Origin of the sequence: Actinoplanes lutulentus (assembly GCF_003259845.1) — a bacterium.
Classification (GTDB): Bacteria; Actinomycetota; Actinomycetes; order Mycobacteriales; family Micromonosporaceae; genus Actinoplanes; species Actinoplanes lutulentus.
In genome coordinates this window covers 492,642-518,683 of record NZ_QLMJ01000003.1, presented here as the reverse complement: position 1 = coordinate 518,683, position 26,042 = coordinate 492,642, and the positions used below count along the sequence as shown (strand labels likewise).

The window sequence follows — 26,042 nt, the reverse complement described above, 5'->3', positions numbered from 1 at the left end:
GGCACTGGGTTCAGTGCTGCCTTGTGCTGCCGTTTTTATCCTAGTTTGGGGAGGATCGACGTGAGGCAAAAGGTCTATGTGGACGGTTCGCGTGCGGACATTCGGGTGCCGTTCAGCGAGGTGCTGCTGACCGGTGACGAGCCGCCGTTCCGGCTCTACGACACGTCCGGGCCGGGCAGCGAACCGTCGGAGGGGCTACCGCCGCTGCGCGAACCCTGGTGGACCGGGCAGACCCAGCTCGCCGCCGCGCGAGCCGGCGTGATCACGCCGGAGATGGAGTTCGTCGCGGTCCGCGAGAGCGTCGCACCCGAGCTGGTGCGCGACGAGATCGCGGCCGGCCGGGCCGTGCTGCCGGCCAACCGCAACCATCCGGAGAGCGAGCCGATGATCATCGGCTCGCGGTTCCTCGTGAAGGTCAACGCGAACATCGGCACCTCCGCGGTCACCTCGTCGGTCGCCGAGGAGGTGGAGAAGCTGACCTGGGCCACCCGGTGGGGCGCCGACACCGTGATGGACCTGTCCACCGGGCCGAGAATTCACGAGACAAGAGAGGCAATCGTACGGAATTCGCCCGTCCCGATCGGAACCGTACCGATCTACCAGGCGCTGGAGAAGGTCAAGGGTGACCCGCTGGGGTTGAGCTGGGAGATCTTCCGGGAGACCGTGATCGAGCAGGCCGAGCAGGGCGTCGATTACATGACCATCCACGCCGGCGTGCTGCTGGCGTATGTGCCGCTCGCCGCCGAACGCGTCACCGGCATCGTGTCCCGGGGCGGCTCGATCATGGCGGCCTGGTGCCTCGCCGAGCACCGGGAGAACTTCCTGTACACCCACTTCCGGGAGCTCTGCGAGATCTTCCGGGAGTACGACATCACGTTCTCACTCGGCGACGGCCTGCGGCCCGGATCGATCGCTGACGCCAACGACGAGGCGCAGTTCGCGGAGCTGCGTACCCTCGGCGAATTGACGCACATCGCGTGGGAGTACGACGTGCAGGTCATGGTCGAAGGCCCCGGCCACGTGCCGATGCACAAGATCAAGGAGAACGTGGATCTGCAGGTCGAGCTGTGTGGCGGAGCGCCGTTCTACACGCTGGGGCCGCTCGCCACCGACATCGCGCCCGCCTATGACCACATCACGTCGGCTATCGGGGCCGCGATGATCGGGTGGTTCGGGACGGCGATGCTCTGTTACGTCACCCCGAAAGAGCATCTCGGTCTGCCTAACAAGGAGGACGTCAAGGCGGGGATGATCGCGTACAAGATCGCGGCGCACGCTGCTGACCTGGCGAAAGGTCATCCCGGTGCGCAGGAGTGGGACAACGCGCTATCCCGGGCGCGGTTCGATTTCCGGTGGGAGGACCAGTTCGAGCTGTCGCTGGATCCGGAGACGGCCCGGGCCTATCACGACGAGACGTTGCCGGCGGCGCCCGCCAAGACGGCGCATTTCTGCTCGATGTGCGGGCCGAAGTTCTGCTCCATGAAAATCAGCCATGAGCTGCGGGCGGCGGGGCTGAAAGCCAAGTCTGAGGAGTTCGTGGATGCGGGTGGCCGGGTCTATCTGCCGGTCACGCCGTCTGCCTGATCGGGATCCGCTGCCGCGTGTTTGGCATGCGGCAGAAAGTCGTAGATCGGCTCGTGGGGCGTCTCGGATTTGCCTTCCGGGGCGCCGCCCACCGATTTGTTGAGCTCGGCGAGGGTTTCGATGGCTTCGCGATCGGCTTCGGGCTTGCGGCGGATGGGTCGTTTGAGGGGAGGCTTGGGCGGCATTTCCTCGGGGGTGGCTGCTTTCGGGGCTGCTTTCGGTGTGGCTTTCTTCCTTGGCGCGCGGGCTGGTTTCGCGGGTTCGGGCTTTTCCGCCGCGGGCTCTTCTGCGGTGGGTTCGGGCTTTGCCTCGACCGCGGGTTCTTGCGTGGCCGTGGGCTCTTGCGCGGCCGTGGGCTTGTCGGGTGGGGGAGGCGGGGTTTCCGGCGGGGGCGGCGGGCTCTCCTGCGGGGTTTCCGGCGGGGGAGGGGCGGCCTTGCGCGGCGCCGGCTTGCGGGCCGGCGCCGGCTTCGACTCGGGCTGCGAGGGCGAGGGTACGACCGGAGCCTCGATCCGATAGCGATAGGTGACCCCGTCGTCGCGCACCACGAAGTCCTCGGCCCCGTCCGGCCGAGTCCAGGTGAGAATCATCTGCCCGTATTTCTCGGCGAGCTTCACCAGCGCAGGAAACTTGTCGACGATGACTACGGGTTTCCCGGGTGGGCTGGGCATCGGCTCGACCGGTACCAGGAGATGCGGATAGCGGCGCTCGATCTGCTCCCGAGTTTTGAGTGGCACCCGCCGGACGGCGACCACAGCCACGGCGGCGGCGGCGAGCAGTGCGATGAGCACGAGGATTGTTGCGTATTTGCGAGCTTGCGCCGCAGTGAGCAGCTCGTTGCCAAGCACCGAGATCTGGCGAGGGTAGGTCCCGCCGCTGTACGTCGTGCCTGATCGGTCGGCCACGAGGCTGTCCGCTCCGCCGACGAGGGCCAGTTGAACATTGCTGAGCGAGAAAGCCACCTGTGGTTCGAATGTCGCGTCGTCGTGGCTGATTCGTGCGGTGACCGTCACCGTGACCGCGCCGACGTCCGCGCCGATCGCGTCGCTGGCCTCCTGGGCCCGCTTTTCCATGCCCTCCAGATCGAGTGACACAGTTCCTGTGAATCGTTCCGAGAAGAATTCCCTGGTCTGGGCCAGCTGCATGGTCGAGTGCCAACCGGTCGGGGAGGAGAGGCGGGCGCTCACGTCCGCCTTGCCTGGCTGCCCGAGGTACTGCATCCGGAGAACGACGAACTTGGCGAGATTCCGATAGATCGGGTCAGGGGAGTAGGCGGTCGTGCCGTCATAAGCGGCGCTGCGAGGCACATCGGCGGAGTAGGAGAAAGTCATCGACTCGCCGGTTGGCGATGAACTGTCGGTGAGCTGAGTCGCCGGTTTGGTCCACCCGAGCACGGCGAGCACGAGACCAAAAATTGCCACCACAACGGAGAGCGCGGCAACAACCCGGAGTGCGGGGTGGAGCCGACTGACTGCCTTGACCACGGCTGTCGCCGCTGCCCAAGAGCTGCCTTGGCCAGACATGCCCTTCACTTTCTTTTTCCGGTGACCGCGTGGGACATCCCGGCGGCTCTTCACCGTGGCAGCGCCACCGCTGATGAACAGGAAGCTGAGCATGCCCAGACCGGTGGGGCTGAGCAGCAGCTGTATCCACGCACCGACCTTGGGGATGTGGACGGCGGCCTGGCCGATCATCTGGCCCGAAGTCGGCCGATCCACATCGACGGAGCTGTTGTTGTCCCCTTTGAAGACGAAGCCGGTCTCGCCATCACCGCCGATGATGCGATGTAGGACTTTGACCTTGCCTCCAGGGCCATAATATGCGGCGATCTGCCCTACTTGATAGGAATCGGACTTGGTGATGATGACCAAGTCGCCCGCGTAGTAGACCGGGTTCATGCTGATGCCATGGGTAATGACGTACGAGAGGCGTCCGGTGCTGACTGCCCACACGCCGATGGCCGCCATCATCATGATGGCGGCCACAGCGTTACGTTTGACCGGGCGGATGCGACTCCCCATTCACAGCCTGCGACAGGGCAGACGGTAAACGAGATGGAGTCGGCCGGTGGCGGAATCCGTTAGAGGACCGCAGCCGTCATCGAGGTGATGGTGGTGTAGTAACCCACCGGGTTGGCGTAAGCGGTGCCAGCCTTGCAAAGGGCGGTGTAGTCCGACTGGACCACCTGGCAGTAGAAGCCGGTCGGGCTGCCGCCGCCGGCCGAGCCGTTCGTCGTGAGGGTGACCGTCCGACCGACGATGTTGGTGTCGGTGGCGAAGGTCAGCTTCACCTCGGCGATCTGGTCGGTGCCGTTGTTCACCGTGCCCTGAACTCCGGTGAGATCGGCGCCGCTAACCACGGTCTTAGAAACAGCGCCACCGATGAAGGCGTTGGTGAGGCCGCTGCTCATACCTGCGCCGGTGAAGGCGGTGCTGCCGGCCGCGACGGCCCCAGCGACGGCGACGCCACCAACGAGCTGCATCATGCTGCGCATATAGAAGTTCTCCCCGTGTCCGAGCGGCCCGAGCGGTTGCCCGATCTCGCTTACGCCAGGTTGTTCGGCCAGCGCCCCTGGGCGCTAAGCGTTAGAAGCCATTTTTCCGGCGCATTCTCTCGGGGTTTTTCCACCTGAGTGCAGCTCGGGTGCTAAGAGGTGGCGAGGCCGTCGTTTCCGGGGGAGAAACGGCGCAGGGCGGCCGTCGGGAGGACGGCCGCCGCGCGTACGCGGGAAGGGTTTAGAGCTTGTAGAACGTGACGTAGTGGTCCGGGGTGAAGTAGGCGACCCGGGTGCTGCGGTTGACGACGATGCGGTAGGCGTCGCGGCTGGCGCCTCGGGCGCGGGAGTAGACGTCGTATTCGCTGTACGTGGCCGAGGGGAGCTGGCCCTCGCGGTTCTGGAACGTGCCGCCGGTGTAGTTGTAGTTGCCGTACGGCCAGGAGTACCAGCCGGCGCTCGTCGGCCAGCCCAGGGACTTCCAGCCGGTGAAAGCGGTACGCGCGGCCGAGCAGCGGCTGATCGTGCAGCTGCTGTAGACCGCCGCCTGTGCCGCGTCGGTGGTGGTCGGCGCCACGATGGCGGGTGCCACCAGTGCGGTGCCCGAGAGGGCGAAGACCAGGGCGACGCCTGCGAAGAGGCGGCCGATTCGGGACAGCGGGCGGGTTTGCCGGTCAGTGATCATGATCGGACTCCGATGCCGTGGGGGGATTGACCCGGACATCGACCATCTTCACTGTGATGACGGCTGTCGGGTACCTCCCGATCCGGTCATTCCACCGGAGTTCGGCAAAGCTTTACGAGTTGCCGAGACCGTTCACCCAGTTGACGTACTCCGACTCCTGCTGACCCTGCGGGCCCCGGTGCGGCGGCGGGCCGCTGATCGAGGTCGGCTCGACGACCTGCGGGCGCGGCATCGCGGCGTTGACCCGCGGAAGCTCGGCGGTGTCGATCCCGGTACGCGGACTGGGGTTCGTAGTCGCGAAGCCGTCGAACGAGTTACCTGGGGAGGGTGGGTTCTCCGGTGCCGGGCGCCGGGTCCGCCAGCCGCGGCGAGGGCTCGGAGTGGGTTCCTGCTGACCGGAGAAGCGGGCCGGGGGCTCGGCCTCACCGGAGTGCCGGGGCGCGGGGGCCTGCGGCTGCGGTTGCTGCTGGTTTTGCTGCTGGCCGAACGGCGTACCCGTGCCGGAGGAGAAGGGTGAGGCTGGCGCGTTGGCGGGGGCCTGGTTCGCCAGGTCGGCGAACGGGTGCGGGCGGTCGCCGGCGTAACCGATCACGCCGGTGTCCGAGGGCCGCAGCTGCGCGTCCGGGCGCTGCGCCGCGGTCGCCGCCAAGTCGGCGTAGTGGGGCTGCTGTGGCTGCTGTTGCTGGGCCTGCTGTTGCTGGGGCTGCTGAGGCACCGGGTCGCGGCGGGGCAGCGGCGGGAACTCGGCGTCCAGCGCCTGCGCGGTGTTCAGCGCGCGGTTGTTGGAAGCCGCGTTGTCAGAGGCCGCGTTACTAGCGGGCGCGTCACTAACGGCCGAGGAAGCCGCTGGGGGCGTGTCACCCTCAAAAGCGCCCGGCTGGCCGCGCACGATCGCCGCCAGCACCGACCCGAGCACTCCGGCGCCGCTCGCGGTCATCGCCGCCCAGTACGGGTCGAAGGTGAAGCCGGTTGACTCGCCGGGCCCGGCGATCAGGTAGGCCACGGTCAGCAGCGCCGGGCCGGCCAGGCCGGTGAGCGCCACCGTGGTGATCGGCATCCGGCGGCCGCGGGCCGCCCAGCCGAGGATCAGACCGGCGAGCAGGGCGAGCACCGGCATGGTGACGAACGGGGTGTGCTCGGCGATCGCGCCCGGGATGAGGCTGCCGTCCAGTACGCCGAGGCGCACCGGAGCCGGGGTGTGGCCGGGCAGCAGCGACGGCGTCACCGCGATCAGCGCCACGATCCAGACCAGCACGGTCATGGTGCCGAGGTTCCACCGGGCGACGGCCCGGGCGGCGGCGGCCCAGGCCGCGAAGATGCCGACCGCGGCGCCGAGGACCGCGCACACGCCGATGACGAAGACCGGATTGACGCCGGCGACCGATGCGGACCGGGCGGGCTGCATGGTCAGCGGTAGCACCACGAGCGCGCCGAGACCGCCGGCGAGGCCGACGCCGAGAGCGCCGCCGGTGCCGACCGGCTGCGGCAGCCAGCGAGGCCGGAAGCCGGTGCCGACGATCGCGCCGACCGCGGCCGCTGTCATCGCGATCCAGGCGACCCAGGCGAGCTGGGACGTCCATTGATCACTCGCAGTGACGTCGAGATCCCGATCGAGCCGAACCATGCTGAGCCCGTAGGCGAGGCCGAGCTGTCCCGCGCCGACCACGGCGGCTGCCGCGGTTGTCGTCGCCAGTAGCTTCACCCAGCTCCGAAATCCCATGCCGCGCACGTTACGGAATCCGCACGCTGACACGCCAGTCCGGGGCCCGCTTATTAAGACACCCTAAAGTCTGGATCATCAGTATCGACTTGTGTCACTATGTTCACTGTCACTCAGAGTCATCGTTAGGCGACGTAGGGATTGGTTGCCACGTGCACCGTCCGCAGTGGACACTATTGCCGCACCGGACAGCGAGTCCGTCGCGTCGTGCCAATCCTTGCGAACGTGAGAACCTCACAAGGTCACGGGACAGAAATCTCAGTGGCTGGAACGGTGGCGGTGACTTCTTGGAAGGTCGCGGGTGAGGCATTCGCGCACGTCAAACCGGACTTCACCTTCGTTTCCCGCGTCCGCGCGTTGTTATCACCCGGACAGCCGGGCATTTCCGGGGAGGATCCGCACTTCCCAAAAGGACCGGCGTTCTGGTGAAATCGCCGCCGTGCCGAATTCGGCGCGGGCTTTGCTGCGGGCACCGGACGGGGCCGGACCGCGGACCCTTGTGCGCCGGCCACCCAGCCGGAGCCGATCGGGGACGACCACGAAGGAGATGTCGTGAGCACGGGATCCTCGGCCCAGGCTGCACGACGCGGTGGCCTCCTAGGGCTCCGGGACGCGCGCATGCGCGCCAAACTGGCCGCACTGCTCTTCGTGCCGCTGGCCGCTGTGCTGGTCCTCGCGACCGTGCGGCTGGCAGAGGTCGGCGAGCGGGCCGGTGACGCCGGACGAGTGGCCGACCTGACCGCGCTCGGCACCGACCTGTCCCGGTTGACCGGTTTGCTGCACGACGAGCGGATGGCCGCGCTCGCGTACCTGGCCGTGCCGGACGCCGCCGACACCGGTTATCGGGAAGCCGTGAAGGCTGTCGACGCGCAGGTGCAGGTCTTCCGTACCGAACGGGCGGCGATCGACGAGATCCCGTCGCTGGTGACCGACCGGCTGACGGTCGTCGACACCGCGATCGGCGGGCTGCCCGCGGCTCGCGATGGCGTCTCCGACCGGTCCGCCGCGATCACCGACACCACCCAGCGGTACGGCGACGCGCTCGCCGGCCTGGGCGGTTTCGACAACACGCTGAGCCGGGTCGCCGAACCCGGAACGGTCGCCGACGGACTGCGGACCCTTGCCGCGTTCGCACGGATCGAGTCGGCGGCGGCACAGCAGGCGGCGGTCACCTTTTTAGCGCGTACCCAAGGGGGGTTGGACGCGGCACGGCAGCAAGCGATCGTCGCGGCGCAAGCAAGTCGCGCGGAGGCGCTGACCGACCTCCGGTCGGTCGCGACGGAGCGGCAGATCGCGCTGGTCGAATCGGTCGTCCAGGACGACGCGGTGGCTCGCGCCGACACCCTCTCCAGCGACGGGCGCGGGCTCGGTGCGACCGCGCCCAACGAGGTCGTTGATGCCTTCGGTACGGTGACCGGCCTCTTCCGGGCCGCTGACGTCCAGCTCGGTGAGCAGGCCGTGGCGGTCGCGCAGGACAGCGGCACCGACGCCTCCCGGCGGGCCACGATCGAGTTCGTCCTGGTCCTGCTCGTGCTGCTGCTCGCCGTCGCCGTCGCGATCTACCTGGGGCGATCGATGCACCTCGCGGTACGCAGGCTGCGGGAGGGCGCGCTCGCGGTGGCGAACCGGGATCTTCCCGAGGCCGTGACTCGTTTGCAGGACGTGGAAAACCTGGGCGAGGGCGGCGTCGAGCGGATCCTCGCCGAGACCCGGGACCCGATCCTGGTCACCGAGCACGACGAGTTTGGGCAGGTGGCCGAGGCCTTCAACATGGTGCACCGGGAAGCCATCCGGGTCGCCGCCGAACAGGCCGCGCTGCGCACCAGCGTCTCGACGATGTTCCTCAGCCTCGCCCGGCGCAGTCAGGCCCTGGTCGACCGGATGATCGGCGAACTCGACCAGATCGAGCGGCTGGAGGAGGACCCGAAGCGGCTGGCCCGCCTCTTCGAACTCGACCACCTCGCCACCCGGATGCGCCGCAACGACGAGAACCTGCTGGTCCTGGCCGGTGCCGAGGTCGGTGCGCCGCGCCGCGAGGACGCGCTGCTGATCGACGCGCTGCGGGCCGCCCAGTCCGAGGTCGAGCTCTACCACCGCGTCGAGTTCGGCTCGATCGACACCGACGTGCTGGTCTCCGCCGCGGCCGTCAACGACGTGGTACGCCTGCTCGCCGAACTGCTCGACAACGCCACCCGCTTCTCGCCGCCGTCGACGCTGGTGATGGCGCACGGCGGACGGGTCGGCGACCAGGCCGTGATCCAGGTCGAGGACCGCGGTCTCGGCATCACCGCCGACCAGATGGACCAGATCAACCGGCGTCTCGACGAACCGACCGAAGTGGACGTCAGCGCGTTCCGGCTGATGGGTTTCGCGGTGATCGGCCGTCTCGCCGCCCGGCACGGCATCGGTGTCGAGCTGCGGCCCGGTAGTGAGGGCGGCACGATCGCCGAGATCACGCTGCCGTCCGATGTCGCCGTGGTGCCGGGCGGGGAGCCGTCGGTTCCGGCCCGTGCCGCGAGTTGGACGCGTCCCGGTCCGGCGCCGCTGGGGCCTGGCCGGGTTGCCGGCCGGCCCGAGCCGCGGGCTGAGGTGCGGCCGCCGGTCCGGTCGGCGCCGATGCCGGCCGAGCCGTTGTTCCGGCAGCAGCTCGCCGTCGGGCCGGTGTCCGATTTGGATCTCGCGCCTACGCCGGATCGGCCGCCGCTGCCGACACGGGCGGCGCCGGTTGCTCCTTCCACCGATGATCGAATCCAGTTGGAGATGCAGACCAACTGGTTCGATCAGACCGAGGACGCGCAGAGTCAGGTGGGGATGCCGACGGCGGGATATGCGCCGCCGCCCGCCCCTGCTCCCGTCTCGGCTCCGCCGGTTATTTCAGCACCGCCGGCCGCCGCTGTTCCCAAGCCTCGTCAGTCGCCGGAGGACCGGTGGCGGACCACCGCTGACGAGGGCTGGCAGCGGGCGATTGCCGCCGCCGTCCCTCAGGACGCCGGCATCACCCGATCCGGACTTCCCAAACGAGTCCCGCAGGCACAATTGGTGCCCGGCGGGGTGCAGACCCAGCCGCGGACCCAGCACCGTCGCAATCCGGACGACGTGCGGGGCCTGCTTTCCTCGTACCACCGCGGGGTGCAAAGAGGGCGGACGGACGGCGTTGCCGACTCCGGCGCCACAGCTCCTAAGGAGAATGAACAGTGACCAGGCCCCCCACCATGCACGACATGGGTTGGCTGCTCAGCAACTTCGCCGACAGCATCGCGGGCATCGCGCACGTGATCGCCGTCTCGGCGGACGGTCTGCTGCTGGCCTCGTCGCGTGATCTGCCAGCGGACCGGGCGGATCAGCTCGCCGCGATCACCTCCGGCGTGGTCAGCCTGACCGACGGCGCGTCCCGGATGTTCAACGCCGGGAAGGTGCAGCAGACCATTATCGAAATGGACAGCGGTTATCTTTTCCTGATGTCCATCAGTGACGGATCATCGATGGCTGTCCTGGCGGCGCGCAGTTGCGACGTCGGCCAGGTCGGTTACGAGATGGCCCTCGTGGTGGAACGGGTCGGCGCGGCACTGTCGCCGGCGCCACGCGAGGCCGTCAGTTACTGACCTTTCAAAAATGGCGAGGTGACCGCGACATGTCAGAGCCGCATGATCCCAGGGGCAACCTGGTGCGGCCGTACGCGGTCACCCGTGGCCGGACCGAGCCGATCCGGGACATCCCGATCGAAGCGGTTCTGGTCGCGAGCGCGGCGGCCGTACAGGAATCGAGGTTCGCCGGGCACGACAAGTACCGCCTAGCCGTGTTGTGCGAGCCGAAGGCCCAATCGCTCGCTGAACTCGCGGCGCTCACCCGGTTACCGCTGGGGGTGACTCGGGTGCTCGTCGCCGACATGGTGGCCGACGGGTTGTTGACGCTGCACAGTGCCGCTCCTCGAACTGGTTTCGCGGATCGGATGAACCTTCTGGGAAGGGTGTTAGGTGGATTACGCAAGCTCTGAGGGGGCCGGAGCGCGTCCCACGGAGATCACGTCCGCGAAGATCGTCGTCGCCGGTGGGTTCGGCGTGGGCAAGACGACTCTCGTCGGTGCCGTCTCCGAGATCGAACCGCTGACCACGGAAGCCGTGATGACCGCGGCCGGCGAGGGCATCGACGACGCTTCGAAGGTGCCCGGCAAGGGCTCGACCACGGTGGCGATGGACTTCGGCCGCATCACGATGGCCGACGACCTGATCCTCTATCTGTTCGGCACGCCCGGGCAGACCCGCTTCTGGTTCATGTGGGACGAGCTGATCAGGGGAGCGGTCGGTGCGGCGGTTCTCGTCGACACCCGCCGGCTCACCGACGCGTTCGCGCCGCTGGACTACTTCGAGAACCGGCATCTTCCGTACCTCGTCGCGGTGAACTGCTTCGAGAGCGCGCCGCGTTACGAGCCGGAGGAGGTCCGTGAGGCGCTCGCCATCCCGGCTCGGGTGCCGCTGCTCATGTGTGACGCGCGGCATCGCGAGTCCGCCAAGGCCGTACTGATCGGGGTGGTCGAGCATGCGATGGCGACCCTTGTGGCCGAACACGAAGGCCACCCAGCCACGGTCGGTTAGGTTCCCCGACCTGATCCTGCGGACGGAGCGCCTGGTCCTGCGGCCACTGCGTGACTCGGACGCGACTGACGTGGTGGCCGGCGCCTCCGATCCGGTCACCCAGCAGTGGCTGCCGCTGCCACGTCCGTACACGGTCGACCACGCCCGCGCCTTCATCAACCGCCTGGCGCCCGGCCTGCACGCGGTCGGCCACGGCGTGGTCCGCGCCATCGAACACAACGGCGCCTTCGCCGGCGTCATCGACCTGAAGCGGACCGACTGGGTCGCCCGCGTGACCGAAATCGGTTACTGGGCGATGCCCGCTTTCCGCGGCCGCGGCGTGATGACCGAGGCAACGACGGCGCTGTCCCACTGGGCCCTGCACAACGCGGGCTTCGAGCGCGTCGAGCTGCGGATCGCCCCGGGAAACGCGGCCTCCAACCGGGTGGCGATCAAGTCCGGTTTCGCCCGCGAGGGAATCGCCCGCAGCGCCGGCCAGATCCACGGCACCCGCGTCGACCTGGTCATCTACAGCCGAATCCCGACAGACCTTTAGATCTTTGTCGCAGCGGGGTGGTGGGTACGGACCGCTGCTCCCGCCGAGGGCTCGAGGCGCAATCGCTGGCCGCTACGCGTCCAGAACGCTCCGCGCCCCGAGCGGCCTGCGTAAATGGTTGCGCCCCTTTTCCTGTCACCCCCGCCACCCGCCAAGGCTGCCCGGCGTACCCGATTTACGCAGCGTTCCCGTGGTCACGGAGCGTTCGTGGTTACGGAGCGTTCCCGTGGTCACGGAGCGTTTCGCAGTGTCGCTGCAGCTGGTCCGGCTGGCGCTCAGTGCTGCATCACGGGCAGTTTGATTACACAGCGAGCCAGGCGGGCTGGCTGGCGGGCGGGCGCGCCCGGGCCGGCGAACGCTTGGTGTCGCTTCGAACCCAGCCCGCCGCAAATCTTGGCAAGTTCCAGCCGAAGCATCGGCGGGGTTTGCCCAGAATGCGCGCGACCCCGACCAGTGTGTCGACTTCAGGTTCGCTGCGCCCCCAAACTCGACACACACCCCGCGAACCACCTGCCCTGTGTCGATTTCGGGTTCGCTGGGCTCCCAAACTCGACACGCACCCAGCGGATCACCTGCCGTGTGTCGATTTGGGGTTCGATACGCGCCTTAACTCGACACGCACCGGGTGGGGTGCCCGCGGCATGTTGCCGTCGGCCCCGCTGCACGGACCGAACCCGGCCGTCGGCGTGAGCCGGCCGCTGGGGCGAGCCGTAGCTCAGATAGGTCATCGGGCTGTCATGAGGTGTCTGAGCTACGGCTGGTGGGTGCGAGCCGTAGGCCAGATAGGTCATCGCGCCCTCATGAGGTGTCTGAGCTACGGCTCGCCCCCGCGACGATGAGATCTCCGGCGGCAGAACACACTCGACCACGATTCGACGTCACGCATCCCCGGGTAGACGGCTACCTCAATCGACCAGCAGGGTCAGTGCTGCGTCACGGGCAGTTTGACGCCACAGCCAGCCAGCCGGACAGGCTGGCGCCCAGCGCACCCAGGCCCACGGGAGGCTGGTGTCGCTTCGAACCCCAGCCCGCCGCAAATCTTGGCAAGTTCCAGCCGAAGCATCGGCGGGGTTTGCCCAGAATGCGCCCGACCCCGACCAGCGTGTCGACTTCAGGTTCGCTACGCCCCCAAACTCGACACGCACCCCGCGGATCACCTGCCCTGTGTTGATTTTGGGTTCGATACGCGCCTCAACTCGACACACACCGGGCGGGAGTGTTCACGGGGTGACGCTCCGCCAAGCAGCCCGGACCCGGCTCGCTGAACCGAGCCGGCTTATGGACACGAGCCGTAGCTCAGATAGGTCATCAGCCCCGATGACCTATCTGAGCTACGGCTCACCCGCGGCTACAGGGCCTGCGGCGAGAGGACACGCCTGACCACAGGTCGACACGTCTCGCATCCCCCGGTGAGCGGCATCCCCGGTGAGCGGCGGCCGCGCGGTGGTGGCGGCCGCGCGGTGGAAGTAGCGGCGGCGCGGTGGAAGTAGCGGCGGCGCGGTGGCGTCCCGCAGTGGTAGTAGCGGCGGCGCGCGGCGGAAGTAGCGGGGGTGCGTGGTGGCGCCCGGCGGTTGTGGTGGCTGGGCGGCGGTGGGCTTGGGGCTGGGTGGCGGTGGTGTGGGTATGGGTACGGCTAGGCGGGGATGCGGTAGCCGCGTTTTACCACTGTTTGGATTACGCCTGGGACTGCCAGGCCGGCTCTCAGGCGGGCCACGGCCATCTCGACCGCGTGTTCGTCGGCGCCGCGGGGGAGGGCCTGCAGCAGCGAAGCGCGGGAGAGTACTCGTCCGGGTGAGACGGCGAGTTCTCGCAGTACGGCCATCGGGGCCGGGGCCAGTGGTCGAAGCTCACCGTCGACGATTGCCGCGTGGCCTCGCAGGGTCAGGGAGTGCCCGGCCACCTCCAGGGAGACGGCACGTTTGGGCAGCTCGTCGACGATGGTGCGGACCATGGCACTGAGCCGGGCCCGGCCGGGTGTGACAACCGGGATGCCCTGCCGGCGCAGCGGGGCCGCGGTGACCGGGCCCACGCAGGCGGCTAGGACGTCGCCGCGGAGCGAGTCGAGGACCGTGTCGGTGCCCGTGCCGGCGGCGCGGAGCACGGCCTGGACGGCGGCGGCCGAAGTGAACGTCACGGCGTCCACCAGCCTGCCGAGGATCAGGTCGACCAGCCGGTGCAGTGGTGCGGGGTCGATCGGCGGCGCCCAGCGGTAGACCGGTACCTCGATGACCCGGGCGCCGGCGCGCTGCAGGGCGTCGGTGTATTCGGGCTGGCTCTCCCCGTGCAGCTGCAGTGCCACGGTGAGACCGGCCACGCCTCTGGTGGTCAGGTGGTCGACGACTTCTTCGTACCCCTCGCCGTCCGGGGTCCACTGATCGTGCAGGCCGGCGGCGCGGACCGCGGCGCGGGCCTTGGGTCCGCGAGCCACCAGGTACGACCGGGAGAGCACCGAGCGCAGCGGCTCGGCCAGGCCCCAGCTCTCGGCGGCTTCGAGCCAGCCGCGCATGCCGATGCCGGTGTTGACCAGCACGATGTCGGGTGGTGTGTCGAGGCAGGCCCGGGTGGCCGCGCGCAGCTCGGCGTCGTCGGCGATGGGCACTATGCGCAACGCCGGCGCCAGCACCACGCGGGCGCCACGTGCTTCGAGCAGGGTGGCGAGCTCGTCCTTACGCCCGTCGGCGGTGACCCCGATCGTATAACCGGAGAGGGCCGCGGCCGGCTCAGCGAGCGCGGCAGCGGTCAGCACCGCCCGGCGAGAGCCCGGGGTCCGATCCGTCATCCCAGACCCGGTTTGAGAAGACCTGTTCCTGGCTGGGGAAGACCTGGCTTGAGAAGACCTGGCTTGAGAAGACCTGGCTTGAGAAGACCTGGCTTGAGAGAACTCAGTCCCGAGGCGAGAAGTCGCGGCGTGGCCGAACGGTCCACCGAAGGGCACGCTCGAAGCCCGCCGTCCTCAGCGTCGACCCGCTCCCACGTCACGCCTGCGTTCTTCGCCGTACCTCCGTCCGGGGCACGCCGCGACTCCTCCTCGCCGAACCGGCGAGCCGGTCCGGCGGACATCGTCAGGTCCGTCCTCAACCCTGACGATGGTCTTTCCATGGTGCGCCCCCGGAGGCGGCTTCGGCGAATCCCGAACCGCATCGTTGGGAGAACCGCACCGTTGGCCATGACCGAAGAGTGCCGGGGGCGAATTTCGGAAGAGCGTCCCATTTGTTTCAAGCCTGCTAAGTCAGGCAGACTCGGGTTGCTCCACCCGCTTCGGGCGTGTCCGTAGCGCGGAGTATGCTGGTCATGTTTGGGGTTCCGCTAGGGCTGAGTGTTTGCAACCAGAACGCTCGCCGGACGGTCAGTGCCCTAAACACTGGCTGTTTTGACCACGCGCTGCGCGGGCGGGTATTGTTGCCTGCTGTTGTGCGACAGCTGCGAGTGGTCCCTATGCGGGGACGCTTGACGATCGTGTTCGACGCGACCAGCGCGCGCCCCCAGACCGACGACGAGACAAGGTAATTCTGTGCGTACGTACAGCCCGAAGCCGGGTGAGATCGAGCGTCAGTGGCACATTATCGACGCTTCCGACGTCGTTCTGGGCCGGCTCGCCACCCACACCGCGACCCTTCTGCGCGGCAAGCACAAGCCGACGTTCGCCCCGCACGTTGACACCGGCGACTTCGTGGTGATCATCAACGCTGGCAAGGTCGCTCTGACCGGTAACAAGCGTCAGACCAAGATCGCCTACCGGCACTCCGGTTACCCGGGTGGCCTCAAGCAGGTCAGCTACGAGGAGCTTCTGTCGAAGCGCCCCGAGCGCGCGATCGAGCTGGCCGTCAAGGGCATGCTCCCGCACAACAAGCTGGCGCGGCAGATCATCAAGAAGCTGAAGGTGTACCCGGGTGCCGAGCACCCGCACGCCGCCCAGCAGCCGCAGCCGTTCGAGATCAAGCAGATCGCGCAGTGAGCGCGGGAGAAGGTAGCAACAACGTGTCCGACAACATCGAGCCCGAGGTCACCGAGGTCGTCGAGACCGTCGAGACCGTTGAGGCCGTCGAAGAGCCCGCCGCCGAGACGGCTGTCGTCGTCGAGACGCCGGCTCCGGCTCCGGTTCGCGCCCCGCGTCCGGGTGACCGCCCGATCCAGACCGTTGGCCGCCGCAAGGAGGCCATCGTCCGGGTGCGTCTCGTGCCCGGCACCGGCAAGATCACCTGCAACGGTCGCGAGCTCGCGGACTACTTCCCGAGCAAGGTGAACCAGCAGCTCATCCGTGAGCCGTTCGTCACCACCGAGCGCGCCGAGCAGTTCGACGTCATCGCGAACCTGCGTGGCGGCGGCATCACCGGCCAAGCCGGTGCGCTGCGCCTCGCCATCGCCCGTGCGCTCATCACGAGCGACCCGGACGACCGCCCGGCCCTGAAGAAGGCCGGCTTCCTGACCCGTGACGCCCGGGTCAAGGAGAGCAAGAAGTACGGTCTCAAGAAGGCCCGTAAGGCTCCGCAGTACTCGAAGCGCTGATTTTTGCGCCGCTTCTGACCGACGGTCGAGCGCACCCCTGTTCACGAGGGGCGTGCTCGGCCGTCGCTGTTTTTCCTCCCTCCCCAACCAGCCGTTCCGGTACTCGGAAACAGGCGCGCCCTGAGGCAGTCTTGTTTGACGTGTCACCGGCGAAAGGAAGCCGCCATGGGGCGACTCTTCGGCACCGACGGCGTTCGCGGTCTCGCGAACGGCGATCTGCTCACCCCCGAGCTCGCGCTCTCTGTCGCTGTCGCGGCCGCGCGGGTTCTGGTCGAGGCTGACAGCAGCCACCAGCCGCTTGCCATAGTGGGGCGCGACCCCCGGGCCAGCGGAGAAATGCTGGAGGCGGCCGTCGTGGCCGGCCTGACCAGTGCCGGGGCCAACGTGGTACGGGTCGGCGTGCTACCCACGCCGGCGGTGGCGTACCTGGTGGGGCAGACGAATGCCGATCTCGGAGTGATGCTCTCCGCGTCGCACAACCCCATGCCGGACAACGGGATCAAGCTCTTCGCCGCCGGCGGCGCCAAGCTGCCGGACGAGCTGGAGGAGCGGATCGAGCAGGCCGTCGCGGACGGCCACGGACTGGTCGGGCGCCCCACCGGCGCTGCGATCGGCCGGGTGCACGACCTTCTCGACGGCGCCGAGCACTACATCCGGCACCTGGTCGAGTCGGCTCCGCACCCGCTGGCCGGGATCAAGGTCGTCGTGGACTGCGCCAACGGTGCGGCGAGCGACGTGGCGCCGGTCGCGTACCGGGAGGCCGGTGCGGAGGTCATCGCGATCCACGCCGAGCCGGACGGTCTCAACATCAACGAGGAGTGCGGTTCGACGCACCTCGACAAGGTGCGCGAAGCCGTGCTGCGTGAGGGCGCCGACCTGGGTCTGGCCCACGACGGCGACGCCGACCGGTGCCTCGCGGTCACCGCGGCCGGTGACGTCGTCGACGGCGACCAGATCATGGCGATTCTGGCGCTGGCCATGCGCGACGCCGGCACTCTCACCGACGACACCCTGGTCGCCACCGTGATGAGCAACCTCGGCCTGCGGATCGCGATGAAGCAGTCCGGGATCAAGCTGATCGAGACGAAGGTCGGCGACCGGTACGTCCTGGAGGAGCTGCAGAGCGGCGGCCTCGCGCTCGGCGGCGAGCAGAGCGGGCACATCGTCATGCCGGCCTTCGCCACGACCGGCGACGGCGTGCTGACCGGCCTGCACCTGATGGCTCAGGTGGCGTCGAGCGGCAAGTCGCTCGCCGACCTGGCCTCCGTGGTGCACACGCTGCCCCAGGTGCTGATCAACGTGAAGGTCGGTGACCGGGAAGCCGGCGCTGCCGCGCCGACCGTGCAGGCCGCGGTCGCCCTCGCGGAGAACGAGCTGGGCGAGACCGGCCGGGTGCTGCTGCGCCCGTCGGGCACCGAGCCGCTGGTCCGGGTGATGGTCGAGGCCGCCACCGAGGAGAAGGCGCGCACTGTCGCCGAGCGGATCGCCGAAGAGGTAAGGGCCGCCAGCCCGGCCTGATATTCGATCGTTGAAAGGGCCGGCTGCCAGCCGGCCCTTTTCATGTCAGCTTCTTGAGGCGGCTGACGGCCTCGTCGATCACGTCGAGCCGCTTGCAGAACGCGAACCGGATCAGATGCCGGCCGGCGTCCTGATGGTCGTAGAAGACCTGGGTCGGCACGGCGACCACACCGCACCGGTCCGGCAGTTCCCGGCAGAACTCGATGCCGTCGGTGCCACCCAGCGGCCGGATGTCGGCCGTCACGAAATATGTGCCCTCCGAGGGCAGGACGGCCAGGCCGGCGTCGGTGAGCCCGGAGACCAGACGGTCCCGGCGCTCCCGCAGACCCGCGGTGAACCCGGTGAAGTACGCGTCCGGCAGGCCCAGCGCGACCGCAACGGCGGGCTGCAGCGGTCCCGCGTTGACGAACGTCAGGAACTGCTTGACCCGCTGCACCGCCGAGACCAGTGGCGCCGGGCCGGTCGCCCAGCCGACTTTCCAGCCGGTGCAGGAGAACGTCTTGCCGGCCGAGGAGATCCGCAGGGTGCGCTCCCGCATCCCGGGCAGGCTCGCCAGCGGCACGTGTTCGCTCTCGAAGACCAGGTGCTCGTACACCTCGTCGGTGACGGCGTAGGTGTCGTGCTCCCGGCAGAGCTCGGCGATCAGGTCCAGCTCGGCGCGGGTGAAGACCTTGCCGGTCGGGTTGTGCGGGGTGTTGAGCAGCACCAGACGGGTACGCCCACCGAAAGCCGCCCGCAGCTCCGCCTCGTCGAACTCGTACCGCCCTGAAGGGCCGGGCCGCAGCGTCACCGGCCGCCGGATCGCACCGGCCAGGGTGATCGAGGCGGCGTACGAGTCGTAGTACGGCTCGAAGCAGACCACCTCGTCGCCGGGCTCACAGAGCGCCAGGATGGCAGCGGCGATCGCCTCGGTGGCACCGGCCGTCACGACGACCTCGGAGTCCGGATCCCGGGTGAGCCCCCAGAACCGCTGCTCGTGCGCGGTGATGGCGTGCCGCAGCACCGGGATGCCGGGCAGCGGCGGGTATTGGTTAGCCCCGCCGGCGAGCGCCTCGGCGGCCGCCGCGAGCATCTCGGCCGGCCCGTCGGTGTCCGGGAAGCCCTGCCCGAGGTTGACCGCCCCGGTACGCGCGGCGAGCGCGGACATCTCACTGAAGATGGTCGTGCCGAACGGGCGCATCCGCTCGACCAGTGGATCAGAAGCGGGCAACACGACCCCTTAGTCGAAAACGAGCTGGTTGCAGGTCGTCGTCGCGTACGGCCCGGAGCCGGTCTGTTTCGCGACCTCCTTGCCGTCCACGGTGGCCCGGCAGGTGATGTCGCCCTCGGTGCCGTCGGTCCGCTGCGCGGAGACCGAGATCAGGGCCACACCTTTCATCGTGGTGGAGACCTTCCACGGCAGTTTCACGCCGCTCACCACCTTGGGCGCGGTGCCGAGCTGCTCGGTGTAGAGGACCTCGGCCGGCCCGTCACCGGTGATCTCGTAGACGACCGAGATCTCCTTGTTCTCATCGACGCCCGGGAGGTCGGGCAGATCGGTGGGCAGGCCCGGCAGACCGGTGGGGAGGACGGTCGGCAGATCGGTCGGCAAACCAAGGTCCGGCACATCGGTCGGCAAACCAAGGTCCGGCACTTCGGGCAGTGTCGGATTGGCGATCGGCTCGACGACCTCTTTCGCCTTGTCCGTGACACTGCGCACGATCAGCACACCGGAGGTCACCACGCCGCCGCAGAGCAGCAGCGAGATGGCCACGACCAGCGCGATCAGCGGCGCCTTGCTCTTCCGGGGCGGGGGCGGCGGACCGTACCCAGGCATGGGCTCGCCGTAAGGCGGGTGCGGAGGCGGCGGATAGCCGCCCTGGGTGTAGTCAGGCGCGTAACCCGGCTCCGGGGTGTATCCCGGCGGCGCGTAGTTGACCTGCTCGTATCCGACCGGCGGGAACGCGGACGTCGGATCGTAGGGAGGAGGCTCCGGTGGCGTCGCCATGCCCGGGGCGAACTGCGGCGGCCGGGGCGGTTGGCGCGGCTCGCTTGGATCGCTCATGGGTTCCCTCCCGGTGAGGCGCTGCCGTGAACGACGGTACGCCAGCGACGCACCTGGCGTGTCACCCACCCGTACGGGGTGTTCACCTGTCGTCCGGCAAATCGCGCTTGTGCAGTACACGGGCCTGTCGCCTATAGTTCCGATCACGTACGATGCTCGAAAGTGCCTTTCCCGAGCATGACGTTTGAGCGAAGTTCGGCTACGCTGCCCGTCATGTGTGGGATCGTGGGTTACGTAGGCAATCGTCCGGCGTTGAGCATCGTTCTCGATGGACTCCGCCGCTTGGAGTACCGCGGATATGACTCCGCCGGCATCGCCGTCATCGACGAAGACGTGGTGCAGACCGAGAAGCGGGCCGGCAAGCTCGCCAACCTGGAGAAGGCCCTCGCCGAGCGCAGCGGCGACCGCATCGCCGCGGGCAGCACCGGCATCGGCCACACCCGCTGGGCCACCCACGGCGGTCCGACCGACCGCAACGCCCACCCCCACCTCTCCGCCGACGGCCGCGTCGCGGTCATCCACAACGGCATCATCGAGAACTTCTCCCGCCTCCGCGCCGAGCTTGAGGCCGACGGCATCGAGTTCCGCAGCGACACCGACACCGAGTGCGCGGCCCACCTGCTCGCCGCCGAGGTGCGCGCGCTGCGCGCGACCGGTGCCCTGGAGGGCCCGGCGCTGCTCGCCGAGGCCATGCGGCGTACGGTCCGGCGGCTCGAGGGCGCCTTCACGCTGCTCGCTGTCGACGTCGAGGTGCCCGACGCGGTGGTCGCCGCCCGGCGCAACTCGCCGCTCGTGGTCGGCCGTGGCAACGGGGAGAACTTCCTGGCCAGCGACGTCTCCGCGTTCATCGAGCACACCCGCGAGGCGATCGAGCTCGGTCAGGACCAGGTCGTCCTGATCACCCCGGCGGGCATCGAGATCACCGACTTCGACGGCGCCCCGGCAACCGGGCAGGAGTTCCACGTCGACTGGGACCTGTCCGCCGCCGAAAAGGGTGGCTACGAGTACTTCATGCTCAAGGAGATCGCCGAGCAGCCGCAGGCCATCGCGGACACCCTGCTCGGCCGCCTGAGTGACCGCGGCGAGATCATCCTGGACGAGGTACGCCTCACCGACCAGGACCTGCGTGACGTCGACAAGGTCTTCATCGTGGCCTGCGGCACGTCGTACCACGCCGGGATGGTCGCGAAGTACGCCATCGAGCACTGGGTACGCATCCCGTGCGAGGTCGAGCTGGCCAGCGAGTTCCGTTACCGCGACCCGATCCTGGACCGTTCCACGCTGGTGATCGTGATCAGCCAGTCCGGCGAGACGATGGACACGCTGATGGCGCTCCGGCACGCCAAGGAGCAGAAGGCCCGGGTGCTGGCCATCTGCAACACCAACGGCTCCACGATCCCGCGCGAGTCGGACGCCGTCCTTTACACCCACGGCGGCCCGGAGATCGCTGTCGCCTCGACCAAGGCGTTCCTCACCCAGCTGGTCGCCTGTTACCTGATCGGCCTGCACCTGGCCCAGATCCGCGGCGTGATGTACGCCGACGAGGTCGCCGCCGTGGTCGAGAAGCTCCAGGCCACCCCGGACAGCCTGCGTACGCTGCTGGCCGGCATGGAGGACGTCCGGGCGCTGGCCCGTGACCTGAAGACCGCCTCGACGATCCTGTTCATCGGCCGGCACGTCGGCTTCCCGGTGGCTCTCGAAGGCGCGCTCAAGCTCAAGGAGCTCGCGTACATGCACGCCGAGGGCTTCGCCGCCGGCGAGCTGAAGCACGGGCCGATCTCGCTGATCGACGAGGGAACCCCGGTCGTCTGCGTGGTGCCGTCCCCGGCCGGTCGTGGCGTGATGCGCGACAAGGTCGTCTCCAACATCCAGGAGGTGCGTGCCCGTGGCGCCCGCACCATCGTGATCACCGAGGAGGGCGACGACAGCGTCAAGGCTTTCGCTGACCACTTGATCGTGGTTCCGCGTACGCCGACGCTGCTCGCCCCGCTGATGACCACGGTTCCGCTGCAGATCCTCGCCTGCGAGATCGCCGCTGCCCGGGGCCACGACGTCGACCAGCCGCGCAACCTGGCGAAGTCCGTCACGGTCGAGTGATCGGTTTTTGACCGACGGTGATCTGGGCCAGCGCGTCGAGCGCGGGCCGGCCCGGATCCCAGTACCCGAGGTGACCGGCGTCCTCCTGACTGGCGAAGACCTGGGCGCCGAAGCCCGGATCGCTCGGGTTCCGGCCGAACCAGAGATCCCGTTCGGGCGTACCGAAAGCCAGCATCGGGCCGGTCCCGGGCAGCACGGCCGCGATCGGCAGGTCCTGGAGCAGGCTTTTCGGCGACACCGAGGCGTACTGGATCACGTCGGTCCGCGACGTCGACGCCCACACCCGATCGGCCGGGACGGTGAACCGGTCCACCGAGTCCACGCCGGTCCCGGGCGACCCGACGAGCACGACGTCATCGGCGGCGAGCGGCCCGGCAGCGGCCAACCCGGTCACCAGCGAGCCGTAACTGTGGCCGAGCACGGTCTGATGCGCCGGCTCCCCGTCATGCGTGGCCCGCAGATCCTCCTGGAATCGGCGCAGCTCAGCCGCACCTTCCCGGGCCTGCCGGTCGGAGAACGCCTCGTGCAGGAAGTCCGGCGCGTCGTAATCCAGCCACAACACCGCACTGGTGGCCTGGTCCGGCGCCAGCTCGGCGGCTCGCTGCGCGACCCGGCCCGCCCGGGTCAGCTCACTGCCGAGCGACTCCAGATCGCTGGTCATGCCGGGAACGTGAGTCAGCACGTGCGAGGCCCGATCCGGGTCACCCAGAGCGACAACAGCGCGACCATCACCCCCAAGATCAACCCCGATGAGGTACGCCCTGAGCGCACCGTCGTCGTCAAGACGTGCCGTCAGTTCGTCCAGCCGGCGATCTGCGACTCGCTGGTCATCGAGGAGCAGGCGGTTCGCGACGTCCCGGTCGGCGACCGGAATGCCGCGGGCCGAGGCGAGGGTGGCTGGATCGGTGGCGAGCAGCCAGTTCCGTTCCTGCTGGGTGAGGCTGTCCCACCACTGTTTGACCTCGACCGGCCCGGCGGTGCAGTCCGGCCGGTCCGAGTGCGCGCCGAACCCCGTGGAGGCTGAGACCGCGGTCAGGCGGGCGGTGGCCTGTGCGTCGGCTCGGGCTGCGATCTCCAGAGCCGCTGACAGGTCGGCCGTCACCTCGGCCATCGGAGCATGGGCGGTGGGGCGGGTGCTGTGGACCGTACCCAAGGAATCAATCACCAAGCCGGCGCTTTTCGCACGGCCTTGCGCCCGGCGGAGGAGCTCGCGCGCTCGCGCGAGTGAGGCGGCGAGCTCGCTCAACGCCTGGTCAGCGCGCCAGCAGAGCACCCGGAACAGCGCGAGCCGCCGCCGGAACCCAGCGAAGGCAGCCGATGCGGCGGCGACCGCTGTGCCCGACCAGGAGGACCGGAGGCGCGTGGTCAGCGTCCCGAACTCGGCGGCGAGCGCACCCGCGAGCGCCGCCCATCGCCGCCAGGCGGAAGCGGCCGCCCGCCAGCGATCAGGATCGGTCACGCGGAGCCGGGCATAGGTGCTTGCTGGGTATGGGACGTTCCAGGTGGTCATCGGGAGAGCCGGAAGCGGGCGGCCGCGCGGGCGTCAGCCTCCTGATAGGCCGCGGCGGCCGCTGAGATCAGCCGGGCGGTTTCGGACACGTCGCCGCCGAGCTGGCGAAGCTGCAGGCGCAGGGCGTCGGCGACCAGAGCCGTCGCGGTCGTGGCGGCCCAGCGGGGTGACGGGTGGAGGTGCGGGGCGGCGTCGGCCGTGCCGTTCAGCCGGGCCGCGATGTCGTCGGCGGCCGTGGCCTGACGAATCAGTTCGTCGGCGTCGACCTGGAAATCGGGGTTCATCGGCTGCCTCCAGAGAGCGGCGGAACGGGATGCGTCGACGTTAGGGCTGTTCGAAGCCCTGTGGACCGGCCTGTGGACAAGCGGACGGGGCTTTGTCCACAGCCCTTGCGACGAGCCGGCGGGCTTGCTAAAAGCCGACCGGCAACGAGTCGGCGGGGTTGCTGAAGCCGGCTGGCTCCGTCGGCCCGTGTCGTATGCGGCCCCGACGTCGGCTTTATGCGTTAAATGCTGAAACGAGAGCTGGTTCGCTGGTCGCGGATCTTGGAGCTACGGCTCGCCCGCGAACAAGCTCGTCGCCGAGCAGCGATACCCGGATTGGCCAGCGCTTGCGGTCGTTGGCAGGGCTCAGCCACGACCATGAGCGCCGGCCGAACGACCACGACCCACAACCGGGCGGCGGCTGACACGTGTGGCAGCCGTGCTGAACAGCCGGTCCGGGCTGGCTGTACGGCACGGCTGCCGGCTGTCATGTGTGGTGGCCGTGGTGTGCAGCCGGCCTTGGGGACCTGCGGCGGCGGGGGGTCGAGCGCCGGCGCGTCGGGGCTGGTCCTGCGGCCTGGCCGGTGGGGTGGCGCGCGCCGTGGTTCTCGTACGTGGGAATGGGGTCGGGGGCACCACTAAGGTGACCGGTGTGATCGTGTCTGTCGGCATCGACGTCGTCCTGGTGGATCGTTTCGCCCGTGCGCTGGAGCGGACTCCGCTCCTCGGGGACCGTCTTTTCACCGAGCCGGAACGGCTGACCGGAACCGGGAATCCGCGGTCGGCGGAGTCGCTCGCGGCCCGGTTCGCGGCCAAGGAGGCTGTCGCCAAAGCTCTCGGCGCTCCGGCCGGCCTGCGCTGGCACGACTGCGAGATCGTCACCGACCCGGACGGGCGGCCGTGGTTGACCGTTTCCGGTACGGTCGCCGCCGCGGCGTCCCAGAGGGGCATCCATCGATGGCACCTGTCGCTGTCCCACGACGGCGGCATCGCTTCCGCGATGGTGGTCGCCGAGACCGGTGAGTGACAGGAGATCGAGATGCGGCAGGCATGGCGGGTGGCGGACGTTCGGGCGGCCGAGAAGTCGCTGATGGCGACGCTGCCGGACGGCACGCTGATGCAGCGGGCCGCGGCCGGTCTGGCCCGGCGATGCGCACTCCTTCTGGACGGCGACGTCTACGGCGCACGGGTCGTGCTCCTCGTCGGCAGCGGTGACAACGGCGGTGACACGCTTTACGCCGGCGCCGCGCTGGCCCGCCGGGGCGCGCAGGTCCGCGCGCTGCTGCTCACCCCGGAACGCGTTCATCTGGCCGGCCTCGCCGCCCTGCGCGCCTCCGGCGGATTCACCACCTCACACCTTCCGGACCGCGCCGACCTGGTCCTCGACGGGATCGTCGGCATCGGCGCCAGCGGGGGACTCCGGCCGCCTGCCGCGGCCATCGTGCGCCGGCTCGGCTCACTTCGCGGGCGTACGGGTGACCGCGCGGTGATCGTCGCCGTCGACGTGCCGAGCGGAGTGGCAGTGGACACCGGGGACGTTCCCGGTGAGGCGGTCGACGCGGACGTCACTGTCACGTTCGGGTGCCTGAAGCCGGCACACGTGATCGGCCCGGCCGCCGTCCGGTGCGGTGAGGTCGAGCTGATCGACATCGGTCTCGGCCCGGCACTGGTGATGAGCCCAGCGGTCCAGCTCGCCGAGACGTCCGACATCGCCGAGTGGTGGCCGGTACCCGGTGCGACCTCGGACAAGTACACCCGGGGCGTGGTCGGGCTGGCGACGGGATCGGCCGGTTACCCCGGCGCGGCCCTGCTCGGCTGCACCGGCGCGCTGGCCGGGCCGTCCGGGATGGTCCGTTACGCGGGCAGCGCGCACGCCGAGGTGGTCCGGGCACACCCCTCCGTGGTGGCGGCGCCCCGGGTTGCCGACTCCGGCCGGGTGCAGGCCTGGGTCTGCGGTTCCGGGTTGGGGACGGGGGCGGATGCGCGTACCGAATTGCGCAGTGTCCTTGCCACGTCGTTGCCGGTGCTTCTTGATGCGGACGCCATCACCCTGCTGGTCGGCGGTAAGCACGCGGAGGATCTGCGCCGGGACGCTCCGGTGGTGCTGACCCCGCACGACGGTGAGTTCAAGCGGCTGGCCGGTGAGTCGCCGGGCGCCGACCGGGCCGGCGCGGCCGCCCGGCTCGCGGCCTGGACCAACGCGGTCGTGCTGCTCAAGGGCGACCGGACGATCGTGGCCACTCCGGCGGGTGAGATCTGGGTCAATCCGACCGGCAGCGCGGCGCTGGCCACTGCAGGTTCCGGCGACGTGCTGGCCGGTCTGCTCGGCTCGCTGCTGGCAGCCGGCCTTCCGGCGGTCAAGGCCGCGGTGGCCGCCGCTTTCGTGCACGGCCTGGCCGGGCGGCACGCGGCGCTGGACGGCCCGGTGACCGCGCCGGACGTTGCGGCCGCGATCCGGCCGGTGCTCGGCCGGATCCTTCAATGATCTTGCGGG

At 69.2% G+C, this 26,042-nt stretch carries 21 protein-coding genes; 12 read left to right on the top strand and 9 right to left on the bottom strand.

The window, feature by feature from the left end; translation table 11 throughout:
• The first annotated feature begins 54 nt into the window (after nucleotides 1-54).
• Entirely contained in the window at nucleotides 55-1,584 is a 1,530-nt protein-coding gene (thiC, locus tag B0I29_RS09300; RefSeq protein ID WP_181557752.1) for a phosphomethylpyrimidine synthase ThiC, read from the top strand.
• Here thiC and B0I29_RS09295 read toward each other — a convergent pair.
• The 4 genes from B0I29_RS09295 to B0I29_RS09280 form a co-directional block, all read right to left on the bottom strand.
• Nucleotides 1,557-3,569 carry a signal peptidase I gene (locus tag B0I29_RS09295; protein ID WP_111648475.1) on the bottom strand — a complete coding sequence of 671 codons (2,013 nt, stop codon included), beginning with the start codon at nucleotides 3,567-3,569 and terminating at the stop codon, nucleotides 1,557-1,559. The two genes, thiC and B0I29_RS09295, sit on opposite strands and share 28 nt — an antisense overlap.
• A 95-nt stretch (nucleotides 3,570-3,664) precedes the next feature.
• Nucleotides 3,665-4,069 (bottom strand): hypothetical protein, encoded by a 405-nt coding sequence (locus tag B0I29_RS09290; RefSeq protein ID WP_146616750.1) that lies wholly within the window; start codon nucleotides 4,067-4,069, stop codon nucleotides 3,665-3,667.
• A gap of 250 nt (nucleotides 4,070-4,319) precedes the next feature.
• Nucleotides 4,320-4,763: a ribonuclease domain-containing protein gene (locus B0I29_RS09285; protein WP_111648473.1), complete on the bottom strand. Its 444-nt coding sequence runs from the start codon at nucleotides 4,761-4,763 to the stop codon at nucleotides 4,320-4,322.
• A gap of 112 nt (nucleotides 4,764-4,875) precedes the next feature.
• On the bottom strand, nucleotides 4,876-6,483 hold the full coding sequence (locus B0I29_RS09280; protein ID WP_146616749.1) for a hypothetical protein: 1,608 nt from the start codon (nucleotides 6,481-6,483) through the stop codon (nucleotides 4,876-4,878).
• A 618-nt stretch (nucleotides 6,484-7,101) separates the two neighbouring features.
• Between B0I29_RS09280 and B0I29_RS09275 the strand changes: the two genes are divergently transcribed.
• The 5 genes from B0I29_RS09275 to B0I29_RS09255 are packed head-to-tail and all read left to right on the top strand — an operon-like array spanning nucleotide 7,102 to nucleotide 11,610.
• On the top strand, nucleotides 7,102-9,681 hold the full coding sequence (locus B0I29_RS09275) for a sensor histidine kinase (protein WP_245972370.1): 2,580 nt from the start codon (nucleotides 7,102-7,104) through the stop codon (nucleotides 9,679-9,681).
• Nucleotides 9,678-10,085: a roadblock/LC7 domain-containing protein gene (locus tag B0I29_RS09270; RefSeq protein ID WP_111648470.1), complete on the top strand. Its 408-nt coding sequence runs from the start codon at nucleotides 9,678-9,680 to the stop codon at nucleotides 10,083-10,085. Before B0I29_RS09275 ends, B0I29_RS09270 begins: the two co-directional genes overlap by 4 nt.
• A gap of 29 nt (nucleotides 10,086-10,114) precedes the next feature.
• Entirely contained in the window at nucleotides 10,115-10,477 is a 363-nt protein-coding gene (locus B0I29_RS09265) for a DUF742 domain-containing protein (protein ID WP_111648469.1), read from the top strand.
• A complete protein-coding gene (locus B0I29_RS09260) occupies nucleotides 10,458-11,075 on the top strand; it encodes a GTP-binding protein (RefSeq protein WP_111648468.1) in 618 nt (205 codons plus the stop codon). The genes B0I29_RS09265 and B0I29_RS09260 overlap by 20 nt, the downstream gene beginning before the upstream one ends.
• The gene (locus tag B0I29_RS09255; protein ID WP_111648467.1) at nucleotides 11,020-11,610 is read left to right on the top strand and encodes a GNAT family N-acetyltransferase; all 591 of its coding nucleotides are present in this window, start codon (nucleotides 11,020-11,022) and stop codon (nucleotides 11,608-11,610) included. Before B0I29_RS09260 ends, B0I29_RS09255 begins: the two co-directional genes overlap by 56 nt.
• 1,633 nt (nucleotides 11,611-13,243) lie before the next feature.
• Here B0I29_RS09255 and B0I29_RS09250 read toward each other — a convergent pair.
• Nucleotides 13,244-14,389 (bottom strand): uroporphyrinogen-III synthase, encoded by a 1,146-nt coding sequence (locus B0I29_RS09250; protein WP_245972367.1) that lies wholly within the window; start codon nucleotides 14,387-14,389, stop codon nucleotides 13,244-13,246.
• Between the two features lie 732 nt (nucleotides 14,390-15,121).
• On the opposite strand from B0I29_RS09250, the gene rplM reads away from it, so the two are divergent.
• From rplM to glmM, 3 genes are all read left to right on the top strand, one after another.
• Complete coding sequence (gene rplM, locus B0I29_RS09245) at nucleotides 15,122-15,565, top strand: 50S ribosomal protein L13 (RefSeq protein WP_111648465.1); 444 nt, start codon at nucleotides 15,122-15,124, stop codon at nucleotides 15,563-15,565.
• A 23-nt stretch (nucleotides 15,566-15,588) separates the two neighbouring features.
• On the top strand, nucleotides 15,589-16,116 hold the full coding sequence (gene rpsI, locus B0I29_RS09240; protein ID WP_111648464.1) for a 30S ribosomal protein S9: 528 nt from the start codon (nucleotides 15,589-15,591) through the stop codon (nucleotides 16,114-16,116).
• A gap of 165 nt (nucleotides 16,117-16,281) precedes the next feature.
• Nucleotides 16,282-17,634 carry a phosphoglucosamine mutase gene (gene glmM, locus B0I29_RS09235; RefSeq protein WP_111648463.1) on the top strand — a complete coding sequence of 451 codons (1,353 nt, stop codon included), beginning with the start codon at nucleotides 16,282-16,284 and terminating at the stop codon, nucleotides 17,632-17,634.
• Nucleotides 17,635-17,674: 40 nt separating this feature from the next.
• Here glmM and B0I29_RS09230 read toward each other — a convergent pair whose 3' ends face one another.
• Together B0I29_RS09230 and B0I29_RS09225 are read right to left on the bottom strand one after the other, a co-directional pair.
• Nucleotides 17,675-18,844: a pyridoxal phosphate-dependent aminotransferase gene (locus B0I29_RS09230; protein WP_111648688.1), complete on the bottom strand. Its 1,170-nt coding sequence runs from the start codon at nucleotides 18,842-18,844 to the stop codon at nucleotides 17,675-17,677.
• A gap of 9 nt (nucleotides 18,845-18,853) precedes the next feature.
• Nucleotides 18,854-19,678: an MmpS family transport accessory protein gene (locus tag B0I29_RS09225; RefSeq protein WP_146616748.1), complete on the bottom strand. Its 825-nt coding sequence runs from the start codon at nucleotides 19,676-19,678 to the stop codon at nucleotides 18,854-18,856.
• Nucleotides 19,679-19,930: 252 nt separating this feature from the next.
• Between B0I29_RS09225 and glmS the strand changes: the two genes are divergently transcribed.
• A complete protein-coding gene (glmS, locus tag B0I29_RS09220; RefSeq protein ID WP_245972365.1) occupies nucleotides 19,931-21,775 on the top strand; it encodes a glutamine--fructose-6-phosphate transaminase (isomerizing) in 1,845 nt (614 codons plus the stop codon).
• On the opposite strand, the gene B0I29_RS09215 is transcribed toward glmS, so the two are convergent.
• Together B0I29_RS09215 and B0I29_RS09210 are read right to left on the bottom strand one after the other, a co-directional pair.
• Nucleotides 21,762-23,234 carry an alpha/beta hydrolase gene (locus B0I29_RS09215; protein WP_245972363.1) on the bottom strand — a complete coding sequence of 491 codons (1,473 nt, stop codon included), beginning with the start codon at nucleotides 23,232-23,234 and terminating at the stop codon, nucleotides 21,762-21,764. The genes glmS and B0I29_RS09215 overlap by 14 nt on opposite strands.
• Before the next feature lie 47 nt (nucleotides 23,235-23,281).
• Nucleotides 23,282-23,569 carry a hypothetical protein gene (locus B0I29_RS09210; RefSeq protein ID WP_111648459.1) on the bottom strand — a complete coding sequence of 96 codons (288 nt, stop codon included), beginning with the start codon at nucleotides 23,567-23,569 and terminating at the stop codon, nucleotides 23,282-23,284.
• A 631-nt stretch (nucleotides 23,570-24,200) separates the two neighbouring features.
• On the opposite strand from B0I29_RS09210, the gene B0I29_RS09205 reads away from it, so the two are divergent.
• Nucleotides 24,201-24,575 carry a holo-ACP synthase gene (locus B0I29_RS09205; protein WP_111648687.1) on the top strand — a complete coding sequence of 125 codons (375 nt, stop codon included), beginning with the start codon at nucleotides 24,201-24,203 and terminating at the stop codon, nucleotides 24,573-24,575.
• Between the two features lie 12 nt (nucleotides 24,576-24,587).
• Nucleotides 24,588-26,033, top strand: a complete 1,446-nt coding sequence (locus tag B0I29_RS09200; protein WP_111648458.1) for an NAD(P)H-hydrate dehydratase — start codon at nucleotides 24,588-24,590, stop codon at nucleotides 26,031-26,033.
• Nucleotides 26,034-26,042: the final 9 nt, after the last annotated feature.